Source organism: Klenkia taihuensis, from assembly GCF_900112525.1.
Taxonomy (GTDB): Bacteria; Actinomycetota; Actinomycetes; order Mycobacteriales; family Geodermatophilaceae; genus Klenkia; species Klenkia taihuensis.
In genome coordinates this window covers 1050409-1076803 of sequence record NZ_FOMD01000001.1, presented here as the reverse complement: position 1 = coordinate 1076803, position 26395 = coordinate 1050409, and the positions used below count along the sequence as shown (strand labels likewise).

30 protein-coding genes are annotated in these 26395 nt (G+C 70.6%); 3 read left to right on the top strand and 27 right to left on the bottom strand.

Annotation, left to right across the window (positions count from 1 at the left end):
- Nucleotide 1: 1 nt before the first annotated feature.
- From rpsE to rpsL, 23 genes are all read right to left on the bottom strand, one after another.
- A complete protein-coding gene (gene rpsE, locus BM158_RS05390) occupies nt 2-634 on the bottom strand; it encodes a 30S ribosomal protein S5 (RefSeq protein WP_091061414.1) in 633 nt (210 codons plus the stop codon).
- 46 nt (nt 635-680) lie between these two features.
- The gene (rplR, locus tag BM158_RS05385; RefSeq protein WP_091555284.1) at nt 681-1097 is read right to left on the bottom strand and encodes a 50S ribosomal protein L18; all 417 of its coding nucleotides are present in this window, start codon (nt 1095-1097) and stop codon (nt 681-683) included.
- Entirely contained in the window at nt 1097-1636 is a 540-nt protein-coding gene (gene rplF, locus BM158_RS05380) for a 50S ribosomal protein L6 (RefSeq protein WP_091061412.1), read from the bottom strand. Before rplF ends, rplR begins: the two co-directional genes overlap by 1 nt.
- A 13-nt stretch (nt 1637-1649) precedes the next feature.
- The gene (gene rpsH / locus BM158_RS05375; protein ID WP_457920186.1) at nt 1650-2054 is read right to left on the bottom strand and encodes a 30S ribosomal protein S8; all 405 of its coding nucleotides are present in this window, start codon (nt 2052-2054) and stop codon (nt 1650-1652) included.
- A 103-nt stretch (nt 2055-2157) separates the two neighbouring features.
- Complete coding sequence (locus tag BM158_RS05370) at nt 2158-2343, bottom strand: type Z 30S ribosomal protein S14 (protein WP_014742845.1); 186 nt, start codon at nt 2341-2343, stop codon at nt 2158-2160.
- 19 nt (nt 2344-2362) lie between these two features.
- Complete coding sequence (gene rplE, locus BM158_RS05365) at nt 2363-2947, bottom strand: 50S ribosomal protein L5 (RefSeq protein WP_091555282.1); 585 nt, start codon at nt 2945-2947, stop codon at nt 2363-2365.
- 2 nt (nt 2948-2949) lie between these two features.
- Nucleotides 2950-3285: a 50S ribosomal protein L24 gene (rplX, locus tag BM158_RS05360; protein ID WP_191328651.1), complete on the bottom strand. Its 336-nt coding sequence runs from the start codon at nt 3283-3285 to the stop codon at nt 2950-2952.
- A 2-nt stretch (nt 3286-3287) separates the two neighbouring features.
- A complete protein-coding gene (rplN, locus tag BM158_RS05355; protein WP_091555279.1) occupies nt 3288-3656 on the bottom strand; it encodes a 50S ribosomal protein L14 in 369 nt (122 codons plus the stop codon).
- A gap of 213 nt (nt 3657-3869) precedes the next feature.
- A complete protein-coding gene (gene rpsQ, locus BM158_RS05350) occupies nt 3870-4178 on the bottom strand; it encodes a 30S ribosomal protein S17 (protein ID WP_091555277.1) in 309 nt (102 codons plus the stop codon).
- Nucleotides 4175-4408, bottom strand: a complete 234-nt coding sequence (gene rpmC, locus BM158_RS05345; protein ID WP_091061857.1) for a 50S ribosomal protein L29 — start codon at nt 4406-4408, stop codon at nt 4175-4177. Before rpmC ends, rpsQ begins: the two co-directional genes overlap by 4 nt.
- Entirely contained in the window at nt 4408-4824 is a 417-nt protein-coding gene (rplP, locus tag BM158_RS05340) for a 50S ribosomal protein L16 (RefSeq protein WP_091555275.1), read from the bottom strand. Before rplP ends, rpmC begins: the two co-directional genes overlap by 1 nt.
- A gap of 3 nt (nt 4825-4827) precedes the next feature.
- The gene (rpsC, locus tag BM158_RS05335) at nt 4828-5742 is read right to left on the bottom strand and encodes a 30S ribosomal protein S3 (RefSeq protein WP_091555272.1); all 915 of its coding nucleotides are present in this window, start codon (nt 5740-5742) and stop codon (nt 4828-4830) included.
- Entirely contained in the window at nt 5742-6206 is a 465-nt protein-coding gene (gene rplV, locus BM158_RS05330; protein ID WP_091555270.1) for a 50S ribosomal protein L22, read from the bottom strand. Before rplV ends, rpsC begins: the two co-directional genes overlap by 1 nt.
- A 22-nt stretch (nt 6207-6228) precedes the next feature.
- Nucleotides 6229-6510: a 30S ribosomal protein S19 gene (gene rpsS, locus BM158_RS05325; RefSeq protein WP_091061398.1), complete on the bottom strand. Its 282-nt coding sequence runs from the start codon at nt 6508-6510 to the stop codon at nt 6229-6231.
- A 17-nt stretch (nt 6511-6527) separates the two neighbouring features.
- Nucleotides 6528-7361 (bottom strand): 50S ribosomal protein L2, encoded by an 834-nt coding sequence (gene rplB / locus BM158_RS05320; RefSeq protein WP_091555267.1) that lies wholly within the window; start codon nt 7359-7361, stop codon nt 6528-6530.
- A 54-nt stretch (nt 7362-7415) separates the two neighbouring features.
- On the bottom strand, nt 7416-7718 hold the full coding sequence (rplW, locus tag BM158_RS05315) for a 50S ribosomal protein L23 (protein ID WP_091061394.1): 303 nt from the start codon (nt 7716-7718) through the stop codon (nt 7416-7418).
- On the bottom strand, nt 7715-8476 hold the full coding sequence (gene rplD / locus BM158_RS05310; RefSeq protein ID WP_091555265.1) for a 50S ribosomal protein L4: 762 nt from the start codon (nt 8474-8476) through the stop codon (nt 7715-7717). Before rplD ends, rplW begins: the two co-directional genes overlap by 4 nt.
- Complete coding sequence (gene rplC / locus BM158_RS05305) at nt 8473-9138, bottom strand: 50S ribosomal protein L3 (protein WP_091555263.1); 666 nt, start codon at nt 9136-9138, stop codon at nt 8473-8475. The genes rplD and rplC overlap by 4 nt, the downstream gene beginning before the upstream one ends.
- A 13-nt stretch (nt 9139-9151) precedes the next feature.
- Complete coding sequence (rpsJ, locus tag BM158_RS05300; RefSeq protein ID WP_014742859.1) at nt 9152-9457, bottom strand: 30S ribosomal protein S10; 306 nt, start codon at nt 9455-9457, stop codon at nt 9152-9154.
- Nucleotides 9458-9583: 126 nt separating this feature from the next.
- Nucleotides 9584-10777, bottom strand: coding sequence for an elongation factor Tu (gene tuf, locus BM158_RS05295; protein WP_091555261.1), 1194 nt, complete (start codon nt 10775-10777; stop codon nt 9584-9586).
- Nucleotides 10778-10876: 99 nt separating this feature from the next.
- The gene (gene fusA, locus BM158_RS05290; RefSeq protein ID WP_091555259.1) at nt 10877-12964 is read right to left on the bottom strand and encodes an elongation factor G; all 2088 of its coding nucleotides are present in this window, start codon (nt 12962-12964) and stop codon (nt 10877-10879) included.
- A gap of 107 nt (nt 12965-13071) precedes the next feature.
- Nucleotides 13072-13542 (bottom strand): 30S ribosomal protein S7, encoded by a 471-nt coding sequence (gene rpsG / locus BM158_RS05285; RefSeq protein ID WP_091061384.1) that lies wholly within the window; start codon nt 13540-13542, stop codon nt 13072-13074.
- A 1-nt stretch (nt 13543) separates the two neighbouring features.
- Entirely contained in the window at nt 13544-13918 is a 375-nt protein-coding gene (gene rpsL / locus BM158_RS05280) for a 30S ribosomal protein S12 (protein ID WP_055764615.1), read from the bottom strand.
- A 597-nt stretch (nt 13919-14515) separates the two neighbouring features.
- Here rpsL and BM158_RS05275 point away from each other — a divergent pair.
- From BM158_RS05275 to BM158_RS05265, 3 genes are all read left to right on the top strand, one after another.
- Entirely contained in the window at nt 14516-15493 is a 978-nt protein-coding gene (locus tag BM158_RS05275) for a chymotrypsin family serine protease (RefSeq protein ID WP_091555257.1), read from the top strand.
- Nucleotides 15494-15550: 57 nt separating this feature from the next.
- On the top strand, nt 15551-15775 hold the full coding sequence (locus tag BM158_RS05270; protein WP_091555255.1) for a hypothetical protein: 225 nt from the start codon (nt 15551-15553) through the stop codon (nt 15773-15775).
- 82 nt (nt 15776-15857) lie between these two features.
- A complete protein-coding gene (locus BM158_RS05265; protein WP_091555253.1) occupies nt 15858-16898 on the top strand; it encodes an LLM class F420-dependent oxidoreductase in 1041 nt (346 codons plus the stop codon).
- Nucleotides 16899-16952: 54 nt separating this feature from the next.
- On the opposite strand, the gene BM158_RS05260 is transcribed toward BM158_RS05265, so the two are convergent.
- From BM158_RS05260 to BM158_RS05245, 4 genes are all read right to left on the bottom strand, one after another.
- Nucleotides 16953-20861 (bottom strand): DNA-directed RNA polymerase subunit beta', encoded by a 3909-nt coding sequence (locus BM158_RS05260; RefSeq protein ID WP_091555252.1) that lies wholly within the window; start codon nt 20859-20861, stop codon nt 16953-16955.
- Between the two features lie 91 nt (nt 20862-20952).
- Nucleotides 20953-24450, bottom strand: a complete 3498-nt coding sequence (gene rpoB / locus BM158_RS05255) for a DNA-directed RNA polymerase subunit beta (RefSeq protein ID WP_229827631.1) — start codon at nt 24448-24450, stop codon at nt 20953-20955.
- Between the two features lie 309 nt (nt 24451-24759).
- A complete protein-coding gene (locus BM158_RS22650; protein WP_091555250.1) occupies nt 24760-25719 on the bottom strand; it encodes a hypothetical protein in 960 nt (319 codons plus the stop codon).
- Nucleotides 25720-25726: 7 nt separating this feature from the next.
- The gene (locus tag BM158_RS05245) at nt 25727-26368 is read right to left on the bottom strand and encodes a hypothetical protein (RefSeq protein WP_131801974.1); all 642 of its coding nucleotides are present in this window, start codon (nt 26366-26368) and stop codon (nt 25727-25729) included.
- Nucleotides 26369-26395: the final 27 nt, after the last annotated feature.

Here is a 26395-nt window from a genome sequence, read left to right as displayed (position 1 = left end):
GTCACACCCCCTGACCGGCACGCGCCCGCAGCATGGCGGCGGGGGCGACGTCCTCGAGCGGCAGACCACGGCGGGCCGCGATCTCCTCGGGGCGGACGAGGTCCTTCAGCGCCTGCATCGTGGCGTGCACGATGTTGATCGGGTTCGAGGACCCGAGGCTCTTGGACAGCACGTCGTGGATGCCGGCGCACTCGAGCACCGCACGCACCGGGCCACCGGCGATGACACCGGTACCGGGGCTGGCAGGCTTGAGCAGCACGACACCGGCAGCGGCCTCGCCCTGCACCGGGTGCGGGATGGTGCTGGCGATGCGCGGCACGCGGTAGAAGTGCTTCTTGGCCTCCTCGACGCCCTTGGCGATCGCCGCGGGCACCTCCTTGGCCTTGCCGTAGCCGACACCCACGGTGCCGTCGCCGTCGCCCACGATCACCAGGGCGGTGAAGCTGAAGCGACGACCACCCTTGACGACCTTGGACACGCGGTTGATGGCCACGACCCGCTCGAGGAACTGGCTCTTCTCGGCCGGGCCGCCGGGGCCGCGGCCGCCGCCGTCCCGCCGGTCACGTCGGTCGTTGCCGCCGCCGGCGCCACCGGCACCGCCGGCGCCACCGCCGCGTCGCTGTGGTCCTGGCATCAGAAGTCCCTCTCGATCTGCGTGGTCATGAGCTGCTGGGCGCCCATCAGAAGTCCAGCCCGCCCTCGCGGGCCCCGTCGGCCAGCGCCGCGAGCCGGCCGTGGTAGCGGTTGCCGCCCCGGTCGAACACGACGGCGGTGATGCCGGCGGCCTTGGCCCGGTCGGCCACGAGCGCGCCGACCTGGCGGGCCAGCGCCGACTTGTCGCCGGCGGTGCCGCGCAGCGAGGCGTCCATGGTCGAGGCGCTGACCAGGGTGATGCCCTGGGTGTCGTCGACGACCTGCACGTGGACGTGGCGCGAGCTGCGCTTGACGACCATGCGGGGGCGCTCGGGCGTCCCGGCGACGCGCTTGCGCAGCCGGTTGTGCCGGCGGGCGCGCGACAGCCGCCGCGAGGTGCTGATGTCGGTGCCGACGGGCTTGTGCACCCGGGCCGACTTCTCGTTGCTCTTGGTGTCTGCCATCACTTGCCCGTCTTCCCGACCTTGCGCTTGATGACCTCGCCCTGGTACCGGACGCCCTTGCCCTTGTAGGGGTCGGGCCGGCGCAGCTTGCGGATCTTGGCGGCGACCTCGCCGACCTGCTGCTTGTCGATGCCGCTGACCTTGAAGCGGGTCGGGGCCTCGACGGTGAAGGTGATGCCCTCGGGCGCCTTCACCAGCACCGGGTGGCTGAAGCCGAGCGCGAACTCGAGGTCCGAGCCGCGGGCCTGCACGCGGTAGCCGACGCCGACGATTTCGAGGGTCTTGGTGTAGCCCTCGGTGACGCCGGTGATCATGTTGGCGATCAGGGTGCGCGAGAGGCCGTGCAGCGCGCGGCTCTCCCGCTCGTCGTCCGGCCGCTGCACGAGCAGCGCGCCCGACTCGTCCTTCTCCACGAAGATCGGGGAGGCGACGGTGTGGGCCAGCGAGCCCTTGGGGCCCTTCACGTTCACGGTGCGACCGTCGATGGCGACGTCGACGCCGCCCGGGACGGTGACGGGGAGTCGTCCGATTCGAGACATCTGGTGCGCTCCCTTACCAGACGTAGGCGAGGACTTCCCCACCCACGCCCTTCTTGTTCGCCTGCTTGTCGGTCAGCAGACCGGTCGAGGTGGAGATGATCGCCACCCCGAGCCCGCCGAGGACCTTGGGCAGGGCGGTGGACTTGGCGTAGACCCGCAGACCCGGCTTGGAGACCCGCCGGACACCGGCGATGCTGCGCTCGCGGTTGGGGCCGTACTTCAGGTCGACCACCAGCTCCTTGCGGACCTGGCCGTCCTTCTCGACGTCGTTGACCTTCCAGCCGGCGATGTAGCCCTCCTGCTGGAGGATCTCGGCGATCTTGGTCTTGAGCTTCGACGACGGCATGGCCGCGGCGTCGTGGTACGCGGAGTTCGCGTTCCGGAGCCGCGTGAGCATGTCCGCGATCGGGTCGGTCATCGTCATGTGTCGGTCGTGCCTCTCTCACCGCGGTTCCCTCCGCGCCGTGCGGGGGCCTGTCGGTGATCGGTGGTGCGTGGGGTGGTGGCCTACGGGGTGCAGGTCACCAGGAGGACTTGGTCACGCCGGGGAGCTCGCCCGCGTGGGCCATCTCCCGGACGCAGATGCGGCAGAGGCCGAACTTGCGGAACACGGCGTGCGGGCGACCGCAGCGCTGGCACCGCGTGTAGCCGCGGACCTTGAACTTGGGGGTGCGGGCCGCCTTGTTGACGAGCGCCTTCTTGGCCATGGTGTCTCCTGTTCCCGGCTCAGCGGGTCGTCTGGACGACGGTCTGGCCGGCGAAGGGGAAGCCCAGCAGGCTGAGCAGCTCGCGACCCTCCTCGTCGGTGGTGGCGGTGGTGACGAGCGTGATGTCCATGCCGCGCGGACGGTCGATCTTGTCCACGTCGATCTCGCGGAACATCGACTGCTCGGTCAGCCCGAACGTGTAGTTGCCGTGGCCGTCGAACTGCTTGGAGTTCAGGCCGCGGAAGTCGCGGATGCGGGGCAGGGCCAGGCTGAGCAGCCGGTCCAGGAACTCCCACATGCGGTCCCCGCGCAGGGTGACCTTGGCGCCGATCGGCATGCCCTCGCGCAGCTTGAACTGGGCGATGGACTTGCGGGCGCGGACGACCGCGGGCTTCTGGCCGGTGATGGCGGTGAGGTCGCGGACCGCGCCGTCCATCAGCTTGGCGTCACGGGTGGCCTCGCCGACGCCCATGTTGACCACGATCTTGGTCAGACCGGGGATCTGCATGACGTTGGCGTAGCCGAACTCGTTCTGCAGCGCCGGCGCGATGTCCTCGCGGTAGCGGGCGAGCAGCCGGGGCAGCTCTCGGGTGGGTGCGCTCATGATCAGAGGTCCTTACCGGTGCGCTTCGAGACCCGGATGCTGCGTCCGTCCTCGTCCTTGCGGTAGCCGACGCGGGTCGGCTTGCCCTCGGAGTCGATGACCATCACGTTGCTCACGTGGATGGCCGCCTCCTGGGTGACGATCCCGCCCGACTGCGAGCCGCGCTGGCTGGTGCTCACGCGGGTGTGCTTCTTGACCCGGCCGATGCCCTCGACGAGCACCTTGCCGGTCTTGGGGAAGGCGGCGATGACGCGCCCCTTCGCACCCTTGTCCTTGCCGGACAGGACGACGACCTGGTCGCCCTTCTTGACCTTCAGGGAGGGGGTCTTCTCCGCCATGGTCACAACACCTCCGGGGCGAGCGAGATGATCCGCATGAAGCGCTTGTCGCGCAGCTCGCGGCCGACGGGGCCGAAGATGCGGGTACCGCGCGGGTCACCGCTGTCGCGGATGATCACGGCGGCGTTCTCGTCGAAGCGGATGTAGGAGCCGTCGGGACGGCGCCGCTCCTTGACGGTGCGCACGACGACGGCCTTGACCACGTCGCCCTTCTTGACCCCCGCGCCGGGGATGGCGTCCTTCACGGTGCCGACGATGACGTCGCCGATGCCCGCGTAGCGACGACCGGACCCGCCGAGCACACGGATGCACAAGATCTCCTTGGCACCGGTGTTGTCGGCGACCCGCAGTCGTGACTCCTGCTGGATCACTGCGTAGCTCCTGAGGTGGTGAGGTTGACCGCCGGGCCGAGTCGGTGAAGCGGCGGTCGGGACCCACGTGCGACAGCCGGCGGCTCTCGCCGCCGGCCGTCAGGTCCCGGGTTGCGGTGCCTCCGCGGAGGCACCAGTGGTCCAGGGTACGCGCAACGACTCCCCCGTTTCCACGGGGGCGTCGTCACACCGGACCTGGGACGTCGTGGAGGCCTACTTGGCCTTCTCGATCACGGTCACCAGGCGCCAGCGCTTGGTGGCCGACATCGGCCGGGTCTCCATGATCTGGACGCGGTCGCCGATGCCGGCGGTGCCGTCCTCGTCGTGCGCCTTCAGCTTGCTGGTGCGGCGCAGGACCTTGCCGTACAGGCCGTGCTTCACGCGGTCCTCGACCTCGACGACGATGGTCTTGTCCATCTTGTCGGAGACGACCAGGCCCTCACGGACCTTGCGGTAGCCACGACCGGCCAGGCCGGGACCGGAGGCGACGGCCTCGTTGGTCTCGTTGGTGGTCTCGCTCATGCCACACCCTCGTTCGGGGCGACCGACAGGCCCAGCTCGCGCTCGCGCATGATCGTGTAGATCCGGGCGATGTCGCGGCGGACGGTCTGCAGCCGCCGGTTGTTGTCCAGCTGGCCGGTGGCCACCTGGAACCGCAGGTTGAACAGTTCTTCCCTCGACTCACGCAGACGCGTGGCGAGCTCGTCCACCGAGAGCTCGCGGAGCTCCGGGGCGGTGAGGCCGGCAGCCATCACACCTCTCCTTCACGGGTGATGAAGCGGCACTTCATGGGGAGCTTGTGGATGGCGCGGCGCATCGCCTCGCGGGCGATGGGCTCGTCGACACCGGACAGCTCGAACATGATGCGGCCGGGCTTCACGTTGGCGACCCACCACTCGGGCGAGCCCTTGCCGGAACCCATGCGGGTCTCGGCCGGCTTCTTGGTCAGCGGGCGGTCGGGGTAGATCGAGATCCACACCTTGCCGCCACGACGGATGTGCCGGGTCATGGCGATACGGGCGGACTCGATCTGGCGGTTGGTGACGTACGCCGGCTCGAGGGCCTGGATGGCGTACTCGCCGAAGTTGATCGCGGTGCCGCCCTTGGCCCGACCGGTGCGGTCGGGACGGTGCTGCTTGCGGTGCTTGACGCGACGCGGGATCAGCATCGATCAGCCCTCCGTGTTCTGGGCGCCCGCCTCGGCGGTGCCCTCGGCGCCGGCGGTCTCGCCGGTGCCCTGCGCGGTGGTCTCGACCGGGGTCTCCACCGCGGTGGCGGTGGTGTCCTCGACCGGGGCCTCGGTGGTGGCGGTGTCGACCGGGGTCTCGGCCGCGGCGCGGCCGGCCTCGGTGCCGCCGGCGGTGGTGCCGGTCGAGCCCGAGCGGCGGGGCCGCTGGGCGCGCTCGCGGCGCTGCTGGCGGGCGGCCAGGGCCTCGAGGGCCTCGCGCTCGGCGCGGGAGCCGCTCGCGTCGCCCTTGTAGATCCAGACCTTGACGCCGATGCGGCCGAAGGTGGTGCGGGCCTCGTAGATGCCGTAGTCGATGTTCGCGCGCAGCGTGTGCAGCGGCACCCGGCCCTCGCGGTAGAACTCCGACCGGCTCATCTCGGTGCCGCCCAGGCGACCGGAGCACTGCACCCGGATGCCCTTGACCTGCGGGCTGCGCTGGGCCGACTGCATGGCCTTGCGCATCGCGCGGCGGAAGCTGACCCGGCTGGACAGCTGCTCGGCCACGCCCTGCGCGACGAGCTGCGCGTCGGACTCGGGGTTCTTGACCTCGAGGATGTTCAGCTGCACCTGCTTGCCGGTGAGCTTCTCCAGCTCACCGCGGATGCGGTCGGCCTCGGCGCCGCGGCGGCCGATGACGATGCCCGGGCGCGCGGTGTGGATGTCGACGCGGACGCGGTCACGGGTGCGCTCGATCTCCACCTTCGAGATGCCGGCGCGCTCCATGCCCTTGCCCATCAGCTTGCGGATGGCCACGTCCTCCTTGACGTAGTCCGCGTACTGCTTGTCGGCGAACCAGCGCGACTTGTAGTCGGTGGTGATGCCGAGGCGGAACCCGTGGGGGTTGACCTTCTGACCCACTAGCGGGTCCCTCCCTTCGTGTTGGTCTTCTGCTGGGTCGCGGGGCCGGACTGGCCGGTCTCACGACGTGCCTTGCGCGACCGCGCGGCGAGCTCGGCGCTCGAGGCGACCTCGCTGACCTCGACGGTGATGTGCGAGGTGCGCTTGTTGATCCGGAACGCCCGCCCCTGGGCGCGCGGCCGGATGCGCTTGAGGGTGGGGCCCTCGTCGACGAACGCGGCGCTGACGACCAGCGCGGCCGGGTCGAGCTGCAGGTTGTGCTCGGCGTTGGCCACCGCGGAGGCGACGACCTTGGCCACCGGCTCGCTGGCGGTCTGCGGGGCGAAGCGCAGCAGCGCCAGCGCCTCGTCGGTGGGCAGGTAGCGGATCAGGTCCACCACCCGCCGGGCCTTCATCGGGGTGACGCGGACGAACCGGGCCGTGGCCCGGGCGACCGGTGCGTCGGTCCCCAGCTGGGAAGTCATCTGAAGATTCTCCTCGTGCCGCTCAGCCGCGCCGCGACCGGCGGTCGTCCTTGACGTGCCCACGGAAGGTGCGGGTGGGCGCGAACTCGCCGAGCTTGTGCCCGACCATGGCCTCGGTCACGAAGACCGGGACGTGCTTGCGACCGTCGTGCACGGCCAGGGTGTGGCCGAGCATGTCCGGGATGATCGTCGAGCGCCGCGACCAGGTGCGGATGACGTTCTTGGTGCCCTTCTCGTTCTGGGCGTCCACCTTGGCGAGCAGGTGGTCGTCGACGAACGGGCCCTTCTTCAGGCTCCTTGGCATGGTCTTCCCCTACCTGCTCAGCGCTTCTTGTTGGTGCGACGACGGCGCACGATCATGGCGTCGGAGGCCTTGCGCTTGCGCGTGCGGCCCTCCGGCTTGCCCTTGGGGTTGACCGGGTGGCGACCACCACTGGTCTTGCCCTCACCACCACCGTGCGGGTGGTCGACCGGGTTCATGGCGACACCGCGGACGGTGGGGCGCTTGCCCTTCCACCGCATGCGGCCGGCCTTGCCCCAGTTGATGTTCGACTGCTCGGCGTTCCCGACCTCGCCGACGGTGGCGCGGCAGCGCACGTCGACGTTGCGGATCTCGCCCGAGGGCATGCGCAGCTGCGCGAAGCGGCCCTCGCGGGCGACCAGCTGGACGCTGGTGCCGGCCGAGCGCGCGATCTTCGCGCCGCCACCGGGGCGCAGCTCGATGGCGTGGACCACCGTGCCGACGGGGATGTTGCGCAGCGGCAGGTTGTTGCCCGGCTTGATGTCGGCGTTGGGGCCGCACTCCACCGCGTCGCCCTGCTTGAGGCGGGCCGGCGCGATGATGTAGCGCTTCTCGCCGTCGGCGTAGTGCAGCAGCGCGATGCGCGAGGTGCGGTTGGGGTCGTACTCGATGTGCGCGACGGTGGCCGGCACGCCGTCCTTGTCGGCCCGGCGGAAGTCGATCAGCCGGTAGGCACGCTTGTGCCCACCGCCCTGGTGGCGCGCGGTGACGCGGCCGTGGACGTTGCGACCGCCCCGGCCGTGCAGCGGGCGGACCAGCGACTTCTCGGGGTGGTCGCGGGTGACCTCGGCGAAGTCGGCGACGGACGAGCCGCGGCGGCCCGGCGTCGTCGGCTTGTACTTACGGATGGCCATGGTTCCTACTCAGTCCCTGTCTGATCTGGCGTGAGGTCGCTGGTCCGGTCGCCGTCAGGCGCCCGGGCCGCCGAACAGCTCGATGCGGTCACCGGGGGCGACGGACACGATGGCGCGCTTGGTGTCCTTGCGCTTGCCCATCACGGCGCCCTTGGAGCGCTTGCGCTTCCCCTGGCGGTTGATCGTGTTGACGGACAGCACCTTCACGTTGAAGACCTGCTGCACAGCGATCTTGATCTGGGTCTTGTTCGCGTCCGGGCGGACGATGAACGTGTACTTGTTCTCGTCCAGGAGCCCGTAGCTCTTCTCCGAGATGACCGGGGACAGCAGGACGTCCCGGGGGTCGCGGACGCTCATGCCTTCTCCTCGGTGGTCGCGGGTGCCACGGAGGGCACGTCGCTGTCGATCTCGTGGGTCTTCAGGTCCTTGACCTCGGAGCTGCTGGCCCGACCGCGGCCGCCCTTGACCGGGCCGGCGACGAACTCGGCCAGCGCGGCCTCGGTGAACACGACCTCGTCGGCGCAGAGCACGTCGTAGGTGTTCAGCTGCCCGGCCTCGATGAGGTGGACGTTGCCCAGGTTGCGCAGGCTGACCCAGTTCAGGACGTCGTCCCGGTCCAGGACCACGAGCACCTTGGCGGAGGTCGTGACGGCCTCGAGCGCGGTGCGGGCGGCCTTGGTCGACGGCGCGTCGCCGGCGACGAATGCGCTGACCACGTGCACGCGGTCCTCACGGGCGCGGTCGGAGAGGGCAGCGCGCAGCGCGGCGGCCTTCATCTTCTTCGGGGTCTTCTGCTCGTAGTTGCGCGGCTGCGGGCCGTGCGAGATGCCACCGCCCTCGAACTGCGGCGCGCGCAGCGAACCCTGGCGGGCCCGGCCGGTGCCCTTCTGGCGGTACGGCTTGGCGCCGGTGCCGCTGACCTGGGCGCGGGTCTTGGTGGCGTGCGTGCCCTGGCGGGCCGCGGCGAGCTGGGCCACGACGACCTGGTGCATGAGCGACAGGTTGGCGTTGGCGTCGAACAGCGCACCCGGCAGGGTGGCCGTCCCGCTCTTCTTGCCCGTCGCGTCCAGGACGTCGACGGTCTTGTCCGACCGCTGCTCGGTGGACGTGGTCACTTCGCGTCACTCCCCACGGGGCCGCCCTTGACCGCGGAACGGACGAGGACCAGCCCACCCTTCGGACCCGGGACGGCGCCCTTGATGAGCACCAGGCCCTTCTCCGTGTCGACCTTGTGCACCTTCAGCGACAGGGTGGTCGTGGTGACCGCACCCATGCGCCCGGCCATGCGCAGACCCTTGAAGACCCGGCCCGGGGTGGCGCAGCCACCGATCGAGCCCGGGGAACGGTGCTTGCGCTGCACGCCGTGCCCGGCGCCCAGGCCCTTGAACCCGTGGCGCTTCATGACACCGGCGGTGCCCTTGCCCTTGCTCTTGCCGATCACGTCGACGGTGGCCAGCTCGGCCAGCACGTCGGCGGTCAGCTCCTGCCCGACCGTGTAGTCGGCGGCGTCCTTGGTGCGCAGCTCGACCAGGTGCCGGCGCGGCGTGACGCCCGCCTTGGCGAAGTGCCCGCCCTCGGGCTTGTTCACCTTGCGGGGGTCGATCGCGCCGAACCCGATCTGGATGGCCGAGTAGCCGTCCACCTCGGGGGTGCGGACCTGGGTCACCACGCAGGGGCCGGCCTTGACCACGGTCACCGGCACGATGCGGTTGTTCTCGTCGAAGACCTGGGTCATCCCCAGCTTCTCGCCGAGGAGACCACGGAATGTGCTCGCCATTGTCCCGAAACCCTTACTGGATGTTCACGTCGACCGAGGCCGGCAGGTCGATGCGCATGAGCGCGTCGACCGTCTTCGGCGTCGGGTCGAGGATGTCGATGAGCCGCTTGTGCGTGCGCATCTCGAAGTGCTCGCGCGAGTCCTTGTACTTGTGCGGCGAGCGGATGACGCAGTACACGTTCTTCTCGGTCGGCAGCGGCACCGGGCCGACGACGCGCGCTCCGGTCTTCGTCACCGTGTCCACGATGCGCCGCGCCGAGGCATCGATGGCCTCGTGGTCGTAGGCCTTCAGCCGGATGCGGATCTTCTGTCCCGCCATCGCCTTGTCTCGCTCCTGCCGATCGTGTGTTGCTCGAAGTCATTGCTGGGTCGGTCGACCCGGGGTGTTCCCGGGGACGACCCGGGTGGTGGGCGGCGGCCGGTCAGGCCGCCGCCCACCGGGGACTCACGTGAGGATCTTGGTGACCCGGCCGGCGCCCACGGTGCGGCCGCCCTCGCGGATGGCGAAGCGCAGACCCTCCTCCATGGCGATGGGCTGGATCAGCTCGACCGTCATCTCGGTGTTGTCGCCGGGCATGACCATCTCGGTGCCCGAGGGCAGCGTGACGACGCCGGTGACGTCCGTGGTCCGGAAGTAGAACTGCGGACGGTAGTTGTTGAAGAACGGCGTGTGGCGACCGCCCTCGTCCTTCGAGAGGATGTAGACCGAGCCCTCGAAGTTGACGTGCGGGGTGATCGAGCCGGGCTTCACGACGACCTGGCCGCGCTCGACGTCCTCGCGCTTGATGCCGCGCAGCAGCAGGCCCACGTTGTCGCCGGCCTGGCCCTGGTCGAGCAGCTTGCGGAACATCTCGACGCCGGTGACGGTCGTCTTGGTCGAGGTCGGGCGGATGCCGACGATCTCGATCTCCTCGGAGACCTTGACGATGCCGCGCTCCACGCGACCGGTCACGACGGTGCCGCGGCCGGTGATGGTGAAGACGTCCTCGACGGGCATGAGGAACGGCTTGTCGATCTCGCGCTCGGGCTCCGGGATGGAGGCGTCGACCGCGTCCATGAGCTCCATGAGCTTGTCGCCCCACTCGGCGTCGCCCTCGAGCGCCTTCAGCGCCGAGACGCGCACGACCGGCAGGTCGTCGCCCGGGAACTCGTACTCGGACAGCAGCTCGCGGACCTCGAGCTCGACGAGCTCCAGGATCTCCTCGTCGTCAACCATGTCGGCCTTGTTCAGCGCCACCACGATGTAGGGGACGCCGACCTGGCGGGCCAGGAGCACGTGCTCCTTGGTCTGCGGCATGGGGCCGTCGGTCGCGGCGACCACCAGGATGGCGCCGTCCATCTGCGCCGCACCGGTGATCATGTTCTTGATGTAGTCGGCGTGCCCGGGGCAGTCGACGTGCGCGTAGTGGCGGTTCTCGGTCTGGTACTCGACGTGGGCGATGGAGATCGTGATCCCACGCGCCTTCTCCTCGGGCGCCTTGTCGATCTGGTCGAACGCGGACGCCTCGTTGAGGTTCGGGTACTTGTCGTGCAGGACCTTGGTGATCGCCGCGGTCAGCGTCGTCTTCCCGTGGTCGATGTGCCCGATGGTGCCGATGTTGACGTGCGGCTTGGTCCGCTCGAACTTGGCCTTGGCCACTGGGGTTCCTCTCTGGGTTGGTCTGTCGCAGTGCTGCGGATCTGGGTGCGGGCTGGTGCCCGCGGGCCGGGCCGCCGCGTGAGCGGCCCGGGCCTGGTCCTACTCGCCGGTGGCCTTGGCGATGATCTCCTTGGCCACGTTGGCGGGCACCTCGGCGTAGGTGTCGAACACCATGGTGTAGCTCGCCCGACCCTGGGTGCGGCTGCGCAGGTCACCCACGTAGCCGAACATCTCCGACAGCGGCACCAGGGCCCGGACGACGCGGGCGCCGGAGCGCTCCTCCATCGCCTGGATGGTGCCACGGCGGGAGTTGAGGTCGCCGATGACGTCGCCCATGTTCTCCTCGGGCGTGACGACCTCGACGGCCATCATGGGCTCGAGCAGCGCGGGGCTGGCCTTGCGGGCGGCCTCCTTGAAGGCGGCCGAACCGGCGATCTTGAACGCCATCTCCGACGAGTCGACCTCGTGGTAGGCGCCGTCCAGGAGCGAGGCCTTGACCCCGACCATCGGGTAGCCGGCGAGGATGCCGTACTGCATGGCGTCCTGCATGCCCGCGTCCACCGAGGGGATGTACTCCTTGGGGATGCGGCCACCGGTGACCTTGTTCTCGAACTCGTAGGTCGCCGACTCCGCCGTCATCTCCAGCGGCTCGAGGGCGATCTGCACCTTCGCGAACTGGCCGGACCCACCGGTCTGCTTCTTGTGGGTGTAGTCGTGCCGGTCGACGACCTTGCGGATCGTCTCGCGGTAGGCCACCTGCGGCTTGCCGACGTTGGCCTCGACGTTGAACTCACGCCGCATCCGGTCGACCAGGATCTCCAGGTGGAGCTCGCCCATGCCGGAGATGACGGTCTGGCCGGTCTCCTCGTCCAGGCGGACCTGGAAGGTCGGGTCCTCCTCGGCCAGCTTCTGGATGGCCGTGCCCAGCTTCTCCTGGTCGCTCTTGGTCTTCGGCTCGATGGCCACCGAGATGACCGGCGCGGGGAAGGTCATCGACTCCAGGATCACCGGCTTCTGCGGGTCGCAGAGGGTGTCCCCGGTCGTGGTGCCCTTCATGCCGTTGACGGCGACGATCTCGCCGGCGCCCACGCCCGCACGCTCTTCGCGCTTGTTGGCGTGCATCTGGTAGATCTTGCCGACGCGCTCCTTGCGGTCCTTGGTGCTGTTGAGCACCGGGGACCCGGCGTCGAGCTTGCCGGAGTACACGCGGATGTAGGTCAGCTTGCCGAGGTGCTGGTCGGTCTGGATCTTGAAGGCCAGCGCCGAGAACGGCTCGGACTCGTCGGCGTGGCGCAGGACCTCGGTCTCGCCGTCCAGCGCGGTGCCGACGATCGCCTCGACGTCCAGCGGGCTGGGCAGGTAGTCGGTGACGGCGTCGAGCATGGGCTGCACGCCCTTGTTCTTGAACGCCGAGCCGGTGACGACCGGGTTGACCTCGCCGGCGATGGTGGACTTCCGGATCGCGGCCTTGAGGGTCTCGACGGAGATGTCCTCCCCGCCCAGGTAGGCCTCCATGATGTCGTCGTGGAAGTCGGCCAGGTTCTCCAGGAACTTGGCGCGGTACTCCTCGGCCTGCTCGACCAGGTCGGCCGGGATCTCCTCGACGGCGTAGTCCTCGCCCAGCTTGGTCTCGCCGCGCCAGGTGAGGGCGCGCATGCCGACCAGGTCGACGACGCCGATGAAGTCGCCCTCGGCCCCGATCGGGATCTGCAGGACGAGCGGGTTGGCGCCCAGTCGCTCCACCATCATGTCGACGCAGCGGAAGAAGTTCGCACCGGTGCGGTCGAGCTTGTTGACGAAGCACATGCGCGGGACGCCGTACTTCTCGGCCTGGCGCCAGACCTGCTCGGTCTGGGGCTCCACGCCGGCGACGCCGTCGTAGACCGCCACGGCACCGTCGAGGACGCGCAGCGAGCGCTCCACCTCGACGGTGAAGTCGACGTGCCCCGGGGTGTCGATGATGTTGATGTCGAAGCCGTTCCAGGAGCACTTCGTCGCGGCCGACGTGATGGTGATGCCGCGCTCCTGCTCCTGCTCCATCCAGTCCATCGTGGCTGCGCCGTCGTGGACCTCACCGATCTTGTAGTTGATCCCCGTGTAGAAGAGGATCCGCTCGGTGGTGGTGGTCTTGCCGGCGTCGATGTGCGCCATGATCCCGATGTTGCGGGTCTTGACGAGGTTGGCCATGTCCTGCCTCTCCTGCTCTGGTTCCTGACGCGGGTCCCCGGGGGTGGCCCGGGGTTCGCCGCGGGTGGCGGCTGGTGGCGCTGGTGGGTCTCACCAGCCGCCGGTGATCACCAGCGGTAGTGCGCGAAGGCCTTGTTGGACTCGGCCATCTTGTGCGTGTCCTCGCGACGCTTCACCGCGGCGCCGAGGCCGTTGCTGGCGTCGAGCAGCTCGTTCATCAGACGCTCGGTCATCGTCTTCTCGCGACGCGACCGGGAGTACTGGATGAGCCAGCGCAGGCCGAGGGTGGTGCTGCGGGAGGCGCGCACCTCGATCGGCACCTGGTAGGTCGCACCACCGACGCGGCGGCTGCGGACCTCGAGGGCGGGCTTGACGTTGTCCAGCGCGCGCTTGAGGGTCACGACCGGGTCGGTGTCGGTCTTGGCGCGGCAGCCCTCGAGGGCGCCGTAGACGATCGCCTCGGCGACCGAGCGCTTGCCGTCGACGAGCACCTTGTTCACCAGCTGGGTGACCAGCGGCGACTGGTAGACCGGGTCGGCGACGAGCGGACGACGCGGGGCAGGTCCCTTGCGGGGCATGTCAGCTCTTCTCCTTCTTCGCGCCGTAGCGGCTGCGAGCCTGCTTGCGACCACGAACCGCCTGGGTGTCCAGGGAACCGCGGATGATCTTGTAGCGGACGCCCGGGAGGTCCTTCACGCGGCCACCGCGCACGAGCACCATCGAGTGCTCCTGCAGGTTGTGGCCGACACCGGGGATGTACGCGGTCACCTCGACGCCGCTGGTGAGCCGGACGCGGGCGACCTTGCGCAGCGCCGAGTTCGGCTTCTTCGGCGTCGTCGTGTAGACGCGCGTGCACACGCCGCGACGCTGGGGGGAACCCTTCAACGCCGGGGTCTTGGTCTTCTCGACCTTGTCCTCGCGGCCCTTGCGGACCAGCTGCTGGATCGTGGGCATGGGTGGCCTTGAACTCCTGCCTGCGCTGGGTCGTGCTTCTGGATTGAGTACGTGCTGGTGTTCCTGCTGGTCCCGGGCCCGTCCGCACCCGCTCCCGGCCCCCGCGCTCGGGCGTGTCGCCCTTGTCGTGGACCGGTCAGGTGGATCGGGATCCGATCACCCTCGCGCCTGGCGTGGCCCCCGCGCCCCGGTCGGACCGGAGCGGGACCCCCTGGCGGCGACCGGTCCGGGGACCGGGCGGACGCCCAGGTGCACTGCGATGAGGGAGCAGGCCCAGGTATCCCTGGGCACGGCTGACCACGATACCCGGGCGCTGGAACCCGGTCAAAGCCGGGTACGTCACGCCAGTGCGGGCGCCGCTGCCACCGGCCGTGCGACCCGCCGGGCGGGTCGTGCGGTGACGCGGGCCCGGCCACCACGAGGGGGTATGCGCACCCCCGGGCGGTGGCCGGCCGGGACCGAACCGGGGACGACGGTACCCGCCGGGGCGCCCGCTGTCAGCGCGGCGCGGGCACGGGGCCGGCGCGGTCGGCGGTTGTCGGACCCTCCACCTACGGTCGGTGCACGATCCGTCACAGCGCATCCCCGGAGGCCACCGTGCACGTCGACACCGCCCGCGAGCTCAAGGCCGCCCTCTCCCGCCGGCTCTCCCAGGCGCCGCCGGGCGCGGTGGTCGCCAGCGACGCCCCCGGCTCCTGGAGCGGGGTGGCGCTGGGCCTGGCCCCGGTCGGGCCGCAGCAGGTCCACCTCGCCGTCCGGGTGCTCGCCGAGGCCGACGCGGCGCAGGTGCTCGACGCGCTCGACGACGCGGCCCGCGCCGAGGTCGACGTCCGGGTGATCGGCCCGGTGCGCCCGCTGCGCTCCCCCACCCCCGGGCAGCTGCAGCAGCGGACCCGTCCGCTGGTGCCCGGGCTGTCGGTGGCCCACCCCGACGTCACCGCGGGCACCCTGGGCGGCTTCGTCCGCCGCACCGGCACCGACGGCCTGCTGGTGCTGTCCAACAACCACGTGCTGGCCGCCAGCGACGCGGCCACGGAGGGCGACCCGGTGCTGCAGCCCGGGCCCGCCGACGGCGGCACCGCGGCCGACCGCATCGGCACGCTGACCGCCTTCGAGCGCTTCGTGGCCACCGGCAACCTGGTCGACGCCGCGGTCGCGGCGCTGGACGACGGGGTGGACGCCGACCCGGCCGGCTACCCGGGCGGGCCGCTGCTCGACCGGGTGGTGCCCGCCGACGAGGTCGACCCCGACGAGACCGTGGAGAAGGTCGGCCGCACCACCGGGCACACCACCGGGCGGATCACTGCGGTCGAGGTGGACGGCGTGGGGGTGCAGTACGACGAGGGCACCGTCTTCACCTTCGACGACCAGATCGAGGTCGAGGGCCTGTCCGGCTCCTTCAGCGAGGGCGGCGACTCCGGGTCGGTGATCTGGCGCAGCAGCGACCGCGCACCGGTCGGCCTGCTGTTCGCCGGCTCCTCCACCGGCGGCTCGGCCGGCGGCGGGGTCACCTTCGCCAACCCGTTGGCCACCGTGCTGCAGGTCCTCGGGCTGACCTTCGTCGCCGGCGCCTGAGCACCGGCCCGTGCCTGCCGCTGGACCGGCGGCGGGCGCGGGTCCACCATGGGGTGCGTGACCGACCGCAGCACCGCCCGCGCCGCGAAGGCGCAGCTGGCCGCCCGGCTGGCCGACGACCCCGGCGTCACCGGTGTCGGGCTGGCCCGGCAGGACACCGACTACGTGCTGCGGGTGGACCTCGCCGAGGCCGCCGCCGGCGCCCGCGTCCCGGGCCAGGTCGACGGCGTCGCCGTCGTCACCCGGGTGATCGGCGCGGTCACCACGCTGCCGGCCGGCTGAGCCCGGCGCCGCCCGCGCCCACCCGTGGCAGGGTGCTGCCCGAGGAGGGCGTCGGCGTGGACGCCCCGACGAGGAGGCAAGCGTGCGCATCGGCATCCAGACCAGCTACGCCGGGGACTTCCGGCAGACCGCCCAGGAGATCGTCGACCTCGAGCAGGTCGGCCTCGACGTCGCGATGGTCGCCGAGGTCTACACCTTCGACGCGGTGAGCCAGCTGGGCTACCTGGCCGCCGTCACCGACCGGGTCGAGCTGATCAGCGCGATCCTGCCGATCTACAGCCGGACCCCCGCCCTGCTGGCGATGACCGCAGCCGGACTGGACCTGGTCAGCGACGGGCGGTTCACCCTGGGCCTGGGCGCGTCCGGCCCGCAGGTGGTGGAGGGCTGGCACGGCGTGCCCTACGACGCACCGCTGGCCCGCACCCGCGAGGTGGTGGAGATCTGCCGCTCGGTCTGGCGGCGCGAGCGGCTGGAGCACAGCGGGCCGAAGTACACGATCCCGCTGCCGGCCGACCAGGGCACCGGCCTGGGCAAACCGCTCAAGCTGATCAACACCCCCGTCCGGGACCGGATCCCGGTGATGCTCGCCGCGATCGGCCCGAAGAACGTCGAGCTCGCCGCCGAGGTGGCCGAGGTGTGGGAGCCGATCTTCTTCCACCCCGAGAAGGCCGGCGAGGTCTGGGGCGACGCCCTGGCCGCCGGCAAGGCCAGGCGCGACCCGGCGCTGGGTGAGCTCGGCGTGGTCGCCGGCGTCCCGGTGGCCGTCGGCGAGGACGTCGGGCACCTGCTGGAGGTGGTCAAGCACGGCGTCGCGCTCTACGTCGGCGGGATGGGCGCCAAGGGAAAGAACTTCTACAACGACCTCGCGGTGCGCTACGGCTTCGCCGAGGAGGCCGCCACCATCCAGGACCTCTACCTGTCCGGGCGCAAGGACGAGGCCGCGGCCGCCGTCCCCGACGAGCTGGTCCGGCAGACCTCGCTGATCGGGCCCGAGTCCTGGGTCGCCGAGCGGATCGCCGCCTTCCGCGAGGCCGGCGTCACCACGCTGACCGCGCAGCCGCTGGACGACTCCCCCGCCGGCCGCCGGGCCAGCGTCGAGACCCTGGCCCGGCTGGCCCGTTGAACGACGAGAGGCCCCGCAGACCTGGTGGTCTGCGGGGCCTCCCGTGTCAGCGGATCAGCTCCGCCAGTCGTACTCCTCCAGGCGCACGGCCTCGCCGCTGCCCGTGCCGAAGACGTCCGGGCTGTAGTACTGCCCGTCGTCGTAGCCGGCCATGGTGTAGACCGCGGCGCGGGCCTCCTCGGTCGGCTCGACCGTGATGTTCCGGTAGCGGCTGATGCCGGTGCCGGCCGGGATCAGCTTCCCGATGATCACGTTCTCCTTCAGCCCGAGCAGGCTGTCGCTCTTGCCCTGGATCGCCGCGTCCGTGAGCACCTTGGTGGTCTCCTGGAACGACGCCGCGGACAGCCACGACTCCGTCGCCAGCGAGGCCTTGGTGATGCCCATGAGGACCGGGCGCGCCGAGGCCGGCTCGCCGCCCTCGGACACCACGCGGCGGTTCTCGGTCTCGAACAGCGTCCGCTCGACCAGCGCACCGGGCAGGAACTCCGTGGCGCCCGAGTCGATGATGGTCACCCGCTTCAGCATCTGGCGGATGATCACCTCGATGTGCTTGTCGTGGATCGACACGCCCTGGCTGCGGTAGACCTCCTGGACCTCCCGGACCAGGTGCAGCTGCACCTCGCGGGGGCCCATGATCCGCAGCACCTCGTGCGGGTCGACGGCACCCTCGGTCAGCTGCTCGCCGACCTCGACGTGCCCGCCGTCCTCCACCCTCAGGCGGGAGCGACGCGACAGCTTCTCGTAGACCACGTCGTCGGAGCCGTCGTCCGGGGAGATGGTGAGCTTGCGGAACTGCTCGCCGTCCTCGATCGACACGGTCCCGGCGAGCTCGGCGATGGGCGCCTTGCCCTTGGGGACGCGGGCCTCGAAGAGCTCCACGATGCGGGGCAGACCGTGGGTGATGTCGTCACCGGCCACACCACCGGTGTGGAAGGTGCGCATCGTCAGCTGGGTGCCGGGCTCGCCGATCGACTGGGCGGCGATGATGCCGACCGCCTCGCCGACGTCCACGAGCTTGCCGGTGGCCAGCGACCGGCCGTAGCAGGTCGCGCAGGTGCCCAGCAGGGACTCGCAGGTCAGCACGCAGCGGACCTTGACCTCGCTGATGCCGGCGTCGACCAGCTCGGCGATGAGCACGTCACCGAGGTCGGAACCCGCGGTGGCGATGACCGTGCCGTCGCCGGTCTCGACGTCGGCGGCCAGGGCCCGGGCGTACACGCTGGTCTCCACGTGCGCGTCGCGGGTGACCTTGCCGTCGAGGACGGTGCCGATCGGCATGAGCACGCCGCGCTCGGTGCCGCAGTCCTCCTCGCGGATGATGACGTCCTGCGACACGTCCACCAGACGACGGGTGAGGTACCCGGAGTCGGCGGTGCGCAGCGCGGTGTCGGCCAGACCCTTGCGGGCACCGTGCGTGGAGATGAAGTACTCCAGCACGGACAGGCCCTCGCGGAAGTTCGCCTTGATCGGCCGCGGGATGATCTCGCCCTTGGGGTTGGCGACGAGACCGCGCATGCCGGCGATCTGGCTGATCTGCATCATGTTGCCGCGGGCGCCGGAGTTGACCATGACCCAGACCGGGTTGGTGGTCGGGAAGTTGTCCACCATGGCCTGGCTGACCTCGGCGCGGGCCCGGGTCCAGATCTCGATGAGCTCGGCACGACGCTCGGCGTCGGTGATGACGCCGCGCTCGTACTGCTTCTCGATCTTGCGGGCCTCGTCCTCGTGGCGCTCCAGGATCCCGGCCTTGGCCGGCGGCGTCACCACGTCGTCGATGGCGATCGTGATGCCCGCGCGGGTGGCCCAGTGGAACCCGGCCGCCTTGAGGGCGTCGAGGGTCGCGGCGACCTGCACCTTGGGGTAGCGCTCGGCGAGGTCGTTGACGATCGCCCCGAGCTCCTTCTTCGGCACCTGGTAGTTGACGAAGCGGTAGTCCTCGGGCAGGGCCTCGTTGAACAGCACCCGGCCCAGGGACGTCGAGACCACGGCCGGCTGGCCGGGCTCCCAGCCCTCGGGGGCCTCCCACGCGTCGTTCTTCGGGCCGTTGTCGACGCCGAAGACCTCGTCGAGGCGGATGAGCACGCGCTCCTGGATGCCGAGGGCACCCCGGTCGTAGGCCATCCGGGCCTCGGCGGTGGTGCCGAAGGCCTTGGGCAGCTCGTCCTCGCCGCGCTCCTCGGCCGCGGCCTTGAGCGTGGTCAGGTGGTAGAGCCCCAGCACCATGTCCTGGGTCGGCGCGGTGATCGGACGACCGTCGGCCGGGCTCAGGATGTTGTTCGAGCTCAGCATCAGGATGCGGGCCTCGGCCTGGGCCTCGGCCGACAGCGGCAGGTGCACCGCCATCTGGTCACCGTCGAAGTCCGCGTTGAACGCCGTGCAGACCAGCGGGTGGATCTGGATGGCCTTGCCCTCGACCAGCTGCGGCTCGAAGGCCTGGATGCCCAGGCGGTGCAGCGTCGGCGCCCGGTTGAGCAGCACCGGGTGCTCGGTGATGACCTCCTCGAGCACGTCCCACACCACGGGGCGGGCACGCTCGACCATGCGCTTGGCGCTCTTGATGTTCTGCGCGTGGTTGAGGTCGACCAGCCGCTTCATGACGAAGGGCTTGAACAGCTCCAGCGCCATCTGCTTGGGCAGACCGCACTGGTGCAGCTTCAGCTGCGGGCCGACGACGATGACCGAACGGCCCGAGTAGTCGACGCGCTTGCCCAGCAGGTTCTGGCGGAACCGGCCCTGCTTGCCCTTGAGCAGGTCGCTCAGGGACTTCAGCGGGCGGTTGCCCGGGCCGGTGACCGGCCGGCCGCGACGGCCGTTGTCGAACAACGCGTCCACCGACTCCTGGAGCATCCGCTTCTCGTTGTTCACGATGATCTCGGGGGCGCCGAGGTCCAGCAGACGCTTGAGCCGGTTGTTCCGGTTGATCACGCGGCGGTACAGGTCGTTCATGTCCGACGTCGCGAAGCGGCCACCGTCGAGCTGCACCATCGGGCGCAGGTCCGGCGGGATGACCGGGACGCAGTCCAGCACCATGCCCATGGGCGAGTTGCGGGTCTGCTGGAACGCCGCGACGACCTTGAGCCGCTTGAGCGCGCGCAGCTTGCGCTGGCCCTTGCCGTTGCGGATGGTGTCGCGCAGCGAGACCGACTCGGCGTCGAGGTCGAAGTCGGCGAGCAGCTTCTGCAGCGCCGCGGCACCCATGCCGCCCTCGAAGTACTCACCGAAGCGGTCGCGCAGCTCGCGGTAGAGGCCCTCGTCGGCGATGAGCTGCTTGACCTCGAGCTTGCGGAAGGTGTCGACGACCTCGTCGAGGCGGTCGATCTCGCGCTGCGCGCGGTCGCGCATCTGGCGCATCTCGCGCTCGCCGCCCTCGCGCACCTTGCGGCGCACGTCGGACTTGGCGCCCTCGGCCTCGAGCTCGGCGAGGTCGGCCTCCAGCTTCTGCTGGCGACCCTCCACGTCGGCGTCGCGCCGGGTCTCCAGGTTGTGCTTCTCGGCGCTGATCTCGGCCTCGATCGTCGGCAGGTCGCGGTGGCGCGCCTCGTCGTCGACGGTCGTGATCAGGTAGGCCGCGAAGTAGATGATCTTCTCGAGGTCCTTGGGCGCCAGGTCGAGCAGGTAGCCCAGGCGCGAGGGCACGCCCTTGAAGAACCAGATGTGGGTCACCGGGGCGGCGAGCTCGATGTGGCCCATCCGCTCACGGCGGACCTTGGCGCGGGTCACCTCGACGCCGCAGCGCTCGCAGATGATGCCCTTGAACCGGACCCGCTTGTACTTGCCGCAGTAGCACTCCCAGTCCCGGGTGGGACCGAAGATCTTCTCGCAGAAGAGACCGTCCTTCTCCGGACGCAGGGTCCGGTAGTTGATGGTCTCGGGCTTCTTCACCTCACCGTGGCTCCACTGACGGATGTCGTCGCCGGAGGCCAGACCGATGCGCAGTTCGTCGAAGAAGTTGACGTCGAGCACTGTTACCCCTTTCCCGGGGCTAGTTCTTCACAACTGTTGAGGGTCGAGGCGCCGGCGCGGGGGTGGTGCGCACCCCCGCGCCGGCGGCCGATCACACGTCCTCGACGGACGACGGCTCGCGGCGGGACAGGTCGATGCCCAGCTCCTCCGCGGCCCGGAAGACCTCGTCGTCGGTGTCGCGCAGCTCGATGGCCTGCCCGTCACCGGAGAGCACCTCGACGTTCAGGCACAGGGACTGCAGCTCCTTGAGCAGCACCTTGAACGACTCCGGGATGCCCGGCTCGGGGATGTTCTCGCCCTTGACGATGGCCTCGTAGACCTTCACGCGGCCGAGGATGTCGTCGGACTTGATGGTCAGCAGCTCCTGCAGCGCGTAGGCCGCGCCGTAGGCCTGCATGGCCCAGCACTCCATCTCGCCGAACCGCTGCCCACCGAACTGCGCCTTACCGCCCAGCGGCTGCTGGGTGATCATCGAGTACGGGCCGGTCGAGCGGGCGTGGATCTTGTCGTCGACCAGGTGCAGCAGCTTGAGGATGTAGACGTAGCCCACCGAGATCGGCTCGGGGAAGGGCTCCCCGGACCGGCCGTCGAACAGCCGCGCCTTGCCGGTCTCCTTGACCAGGCGCTGCCCGTCGCGGGTGAGCGTGGTCGAGCCCAGGAGGCCGACGATCTCCTCCTCGCGGGCGCCGTCGAACACCGGGGTGGCCGCCCGGGTGCCCGGCGCCGCGCTGCGCGCGCCGGCGGGCAGGTTGCGCGCCCACTCGGGGTCGCCCTCGACCTCCCAGCCGGTCTTGGCCACCCACCCGAGGTGGGTCTCCAGGACCTGGCCGACGTTCATCCGGCCGGGCACGCCCAGCGGGTTGAGCACGATGTCGACCGGGGTGCCGTCCTCGAGGAAGGGCATGTCCTCCTGCGGGAGGATCTTGGAGATGACGCCCTTGTTCCCGTGGCGGCCGGCCAGCTTGTCGCCGTCGGAGATCTTGCGCATCTGGGCCACGTAGACCCGGATGAGCTCGTTGACGCCGGCGGGCAGCTCGTCGCCGTCCTCGCGGGAGAACACCCGGACGCCGATGACCTTGCCGGACTCGCCGTGCTTGACCTTCAGCGACGTGTCGCGGACCTCGCGGGCCTTCTCGCCGAAGATGGCGCGCAGCAGGCGCTCCTCGGGGGTCAGCTCGGTCTCGCCCTTGGGCGTGACCTTGCCGACCAGGATGTCGCCCGGGACGACCTCGGCACCGATGCGGATGATGCCGCGCTCGTCGAGGTCGGCGAGGACCTCCTCGGAGACGTTCGGGATGTCCCGGGTGATCTCCTCGGCGCCCAGCTTGGTGTCGCGGGCGTCGACCTCGAACTCCTCGATGTGGATCGAGGACAGGACGTCGTCCTGCACGAGGCGCTGCGACAGGATGATCGCGTCCTCGTAGTTGTGGCCCTCCCACGGCATGAAGGCCACGAGCAGGTTCTTGCCCAGCGCCATCTCGCCCTGGTCGGTGCACGGGCCGTCGGCGATGACCTGGCCGACCTCGACCCGCTGGCCCTCCTCGACGACCGGCGTCTGGTTGATGGAGGTGCCCTGGTTCGAGCGGCGGAACTTCAGCAGCCGGTAGGTCTGCCGGGTCCCGTCGTCGGCCATGACGGTCACGTAGTCGGCGGTGGAGTCCTCCACGACGCCGGCCTTCTCCGCGGTGACGACGTCACCGGCGTCGACGGCGGCGCGCAGCTCCATGCCGGTGCCGACCAGCGGGGCCTCGCTGCGCAGCAGCGGGACGGCCTGGCGCTGCATGTTGGCACCCATGAGCGCGCGGTTGGCGTCGTCGTGCTCCAGGAACGGGATCATCGCGGTGGCGACCGAGGTCATCTGCCGCGGCGACACGTCCATGTAGTCGACGTTCTCGGGGGCCAGGTAGTCGACCTCGCCGCCCTTGGTGCGCACGAGCACGCGCTCCTCGGCGAGACGGCCCTTGGCGTCGAGCGGGCTGTTGGCCTGCGCGACGACGAAGCGGTCCTCCTCGTCGGCGGTGAGGTAGTCGATCTGGTCGGTGACGGTGCCGTCCTCGACCTTGCGGTAGGGGGTCTCGATGAACCCGAAGGCGTTGACCCGCCCGAAGGAGGACAGCGACCCGATCAGGCCGATGTTCGGGCCTTCCGGGGTCTCGATCGGGCACATGCGGCCGTAGTGGCTGGGGTGCACGTCGCGCACCTCCATGCCGGCGCGCTCACGGGACAGACCACCCGGGCCCAGCGCCGACAGGCGGCGCTTGTGGGTCAGGCCCGCGAGCGGGTTGGTCTGGTCCATGAACTGCGACAGCTGGCTGGTGCCGAAGAACTCCTTGATGGAGGCGACGACCGGCCGGATGTTGATCAGGGTCTGCGGCGTGATCGCCTCGACGTCCTGGGTGGTCATCCGCTCGCGGACGACGCGCTCCATGCGGGACAGGCCGACCCGGATCTGGTTCTGGATCAGCTCGCCGACCGTGCGCAGGCGACGGTTGCCGAAGTGGTCGATGTCGTCGACGCCGTGGTCGGGCTCGCCGGCGTGCAGCTTCACCACGTACTCGATGGTGGCGACGATGTCGTCCTCGGTCAGCGTCTGCGTGGGCTGCGGGACCGCGACACCCAGCTTCTTGTTGACCTTGTAGCGACCGACGCGGGCCAGGTCGTAGCGCTTGGGGTTGAAGAACAGGTTCTCCAGCAGCGCCTGGGCCGACTCGCGCGTCGGGGGCTCGCCCGGACGCAGCTTGCGGTAGATGTCCAGCAGCGCCTCGTCCTGGCCGGCGATGTGGTCCTTCTCGAGGGTGGCCAGCATGGTGGGCGACCACTGGAAGTGCTCGCGGATGCGGTCCTCGGTCCAGCCCAGCGCCTTGAGCAGCACGGAGACCGGCTGGCGGCGCTTGCGGTCGATGCGGACGCCGACGGTGTCGCGCTTGTCGACGTCGAACTCCAGCCATGCACCGCGGCTGGGGATGACCTTGGCGGAGAAGACGTCCTTGTCGCTGGTCTTGTCCAGGGTCTTGTCGAAGTAGACGCCCGGGGAGCGGACCAGCTGCGAGACGACCACGCGCTCGGTGCCGTTGATGACGAACGTGCCCTTGTTCGTCATGATCGGGAAGTCGCCCATGAACACCGTCTGGCTCTTGATCTCGCCGGTGGTGTTGTTCATGAACTCCGCGGTGACGAACAGCGGCGCCGCGTAGGTCATGTCCTTGTCCTTGCACTCCTCGAGGGACGCCTTGACGTCCTCGAAGCGCGGGTTGGAGAAGGACAGCGACATCGAACCGCTGAAGTCCTCGATCGGGGAGATCTCCTCGAGGATGTCGGCCAGGCCGCCGACGGCGGTCTCCGCCTCCTCGGGGGACAGCGTCGCCTTCCACTCCGGGCTGCCGACGAGCCAGTCGAAGGAGGCCGTCTGCAGCGCCAGCAGATCCGGCACCTCGAGGGGCTCGTGGATCTTGGCGAACGAGACGCGGAGCGGGGCGCCGGGGATCTTCTGCGCTGCGGTGCCGGCGGTGTGCGCGCTGTTCTGGGGGTCGTCCGGGATGATCTGCTCGGTGCTGGTGGGGTTGGTGCTGGTGGGGCTGGAGCCTGCCAAGATGCGTCCTTCCAAGGACCTCACGACGTGCGGGCGGTCGGTGCTGGTCGTCGTCGGCGGTGGATGCGGCGCTGCGACCCGACGGCCGACTCGCACCCGCCCGACCTGGTCAGCACGGGGTGTCCCCGAGTTGTTCCGGGGCACCCCTGGTGACCCGGCTCGGCGGGCAGGCAGTCAGAGGGCAGCGCAACAGGAGACCCTACCCGTGATCGGGACAGATGTCCACGTCGGGTCGGAGGGCTCACGCCGCCGCGGGGAATGATGGCAGAGGAGCGCCCGTCGCGACAGCCGGGCGCGCCGACCGGCGGCTCAGCTGCTGGTGAGCAGCGTCAGCTCGCTGATCTTCCAGCCGTCGTCGGTCTCCAGCACGGTCACCCGCACCGTCTGGGTGCACGACTGCGCGCCGTCGTCGGTGACGGTGCACTCCGAGCCCGCCGGGGGCGTCTGCGTGCCGGAGTTCACCGACTCCACGACGTACTGCCCGAACACGACCAGGGTCGCCTGGTCCTGGGACGCGTTGACCTGCTGCAGACCGACCTCGAGGACGTCGTAGCTGGTGGTCGCCGACACCTGCTCGTAGGTGTCGATGATGCCGCCGGAGGACAGGTCGGCCTCGTACTGGTCGCGCAGGTCGCCGGTCAGCGCGTCGAGCTTGCGCTGGACGCTGCCGTCGGAGTCCCGGTAGTCGTAGGCGTAGACGTCCTCCACGCCGCTGCGCGCGGCCGCGAAGATGGCCGGGTCGACCGACGTCGGGTGGCTGCGCTGCCACAGCAGCCAGCCCCCGCCGGCGGCGGTGAGCACGCACAGCACGGCGAGCACCAGCGCGAGGGTGCGGCTGCGCCCGGGGCCGCCGGTCGCGGTGCGGCCGGCGGTCCGGGGCACCGCACCGGACCGTGCGCGGCTCCCCCGGCCGCGCCGGCGGCGGCCCGGCCGCTCGGCGTCGGTGTCGGTGTCGGCGGGCGGGTCGGCGACGGCGGTCGCGGCGCGGGCGGCCGGGCGGGGCCTGGCCTTGGGCAGCGGGGCGGGCTCGGCGGCGCGGGTCCGCGGGGAGGGACGGCGCCGGCCGGCCGGGGCGTCCGCGACGGTCCCGGCCTCGGCGGTGGGGGTCGCGTCGGTGGGGACGGTGGTGTCGGTGGCGTCGTCCTCGGCGCGGCGGCTGCCGGCCACCCGGGGGCGCGGGGAGGGCCGGGCGGCCCCGGTGCGCGGGCGCGGGGTGGGTCGCGGCCGGGGGCGGGTGCCGCCGTCGGTGCCGTCGGGGGTGTCGGTCACGGTCGGGTCACCGTCCGGAGATCCCGGACAGCAGCCAGCGGCCGCCGTCCTTGGTGAGGTCGACCTCGATGCGGTAGCGCTGCACCTGGGCCTGCTGGGAGGCGCTGCTGGTCTGGGTCGACTGGATGACCATGTACACCGTCGCGTCGGAGTCGTCGGCGGCGCCGACCGCGGCCCCCACGACCTCGGTGTTCACCACGGCCTGGGCGTCGGTGATGTCCTGCCGCCGGCTGTTGAGCTGGTCCACCGACTCCGTCCTCAGGTCGCCGGTGGTCACCGCCTCGATCTGGGTGATGTCGTCGTCGAGGGTCAGGTAGTCGAAGGAGGCGACGTCGACGATGCCGGAGCGGGCGGCCTGCAGGGCGTCGACGTAGTCGCCGGTGGCCACCGAGGAGGTGCCGGGGCGGGTGAACCACAGGAAGCCCGTGCCGGCCAGCAGCAGCACCAGCAGCACGGCGAGCACGGGCACCAGCGGCAGCGCGGCGCGCCGGGGGCGGCCGGCGTCGTCGTCCCGGTCGGTGGCTGCCTGGTCCTCGGTGGCCTCGGCGGCCGGGCCGGTGGGCTCGTCGGCGGGGGTGTCGGTCACCGGGGCGTCCGGGGTGCGGTCCGGCTCGGCCTCGGGCGAGCCCACCCGGGTCTGGTCGGTCACGGTGCGCTCCTCTCGGGTCGGGGCCGG

What these genes read in the sequence shown, in the direction of transcription:
- rpsE (WP_091061414.1), bottom strand. Translation starts at nt 634, where the DNA reads ATGCCAGGACCACAGCGACGCGGCGGTGGCGCCGGCGGTGCCGGTGGC.
- rplR (WP_091555284.1), bottom strand. Translation starts at nt 1,097, where the DNA reads ATGGCAGACACCAAGAGCAACGAGAAGTCGGCCCGGGTGCACAAGCCC.
- rplF (WP_091061412.1), bottom strand. Translation starts at nt 1,636, where the DNA reads ATGTCTCGAATCGGACGACTCCCCGTCACCGTCCCGGGCGGCGTCGAC.
- rpsH (WP_457920186.1), bottom strand. Translation starts at nt 2,054, where the DNA reads ATGACCGACCCGATCGCGGACATGCTCACGCGGCTCCGGAACGCGAAC.
- BM158_RS05370 (WP_014742845.1), bottom strand. Translation starts at nt 2,343, where the DNA reads ATGGCCAAGAAGGCGCTCGTCAACAAGGCGGCCCGCACCCCCAAGTTC.
- rplE (WP_091555282.1), bottom strand. Translation starts at nt 2,947, where the DNA reads ATGAGCGCACCCACCCGAGAGCTGCCCCGGCTGCTCGCCCGCTACCGC.
- rplX (WP_191328651.1), bottom strand. Translation starts at nt 3,285, where the DNA reads ATGGCGGAGAAGACCCCCTCCCTGAAGGTCAAGAAGGGCGACCAGGTC.
- rpsQ (WP_091555277.1), bottom strand. Translation starts at nt 4,178, where the DNA reads ATGAGCGAGACCACCAACGAGACCAACGAGGCCGTCGCCTCCGGTCCC.
- rpmC (WP_091061857.1), bottom strand. Translation starts at nt 4,408, where the DNA reads ATGGCTGCCGGCCTCACCGCCCCGGAGCTCCGCGAGCTCTCGGTGGAC.
- rplP (WP_091555275.1), bottom strand. Translation starts at nt 4,824, where the DNA reads ATGCTGATCCCGCGTCGCGTCAAGCACCGCAAGCAGCACCGTCCCGAC.
- rplV (WP_091555270.1), bottom strand. Translation starts at nt 6,206, where the DNA reads ATGACTTCCCAGCTGGGGACCGACGCACCGGTCGCCCGGGCCACGGCC.
- rpsS (WP_091061398.1), bottom strand. Translation starts at nt 6,510, where the DNA reads ATGCCAAGGAGCCTGAAGAAGGGCCCGTTCGTCGACGACCACCTGCTC.
- rplB (WP_091555267.1), bottom strand. Translation starts at nt 7,361, where the DNA reads ATGGCCATCCGTAAGTACAAGCCGACGACGCCGGGCCGCCGCGGCTCG.
- rplW (WP_091061394.1), bottom strand. Translation starts at nt 7,718, where the DNA reads ATGAGCGTCCGCGACCCCCGGGACGTCCTGCTGTCCCCGGTCATCTCG.
- rplC (WP_091555263.1), bottom strand. Translation starts at nt 9,138, where the DNA reads ATGGCGAGCACATTCCGTGGTCTCCTCGGCGAGAAGCTGGGGATGACC.
- rpsJ (WP_014742859.1), bottom strand. Translation starts at nt 9,457, where the DNA reads ATGGCGGGACAGAAGATCCGCATCCGGCTGAAGGCCTACGACCACGAG.
- fusA (WP_091555259.1), bottom strand. Translation starts at nt 12,964, where the DNA reads ATGGCCAACCTCGTCAAGACCCGCAACATCGGGATCATGGCGCACATC.
- rpsG (WP_091061384.1), bottom strand. Translation starts at nt 13,542, where the DNA reads ATGCCCCGCAAGGGACCTGCCCCGCGTCGTCCGCTCGTCGCCGACCCG.
- rpsL (WP_055764615.1), bottom strand. Translation starts at nt 13,918, where the DNA reads ATGCCCACGATCCAGCAGCTGGTCCGCAAGGGCCGCGAGGACAAGGTC.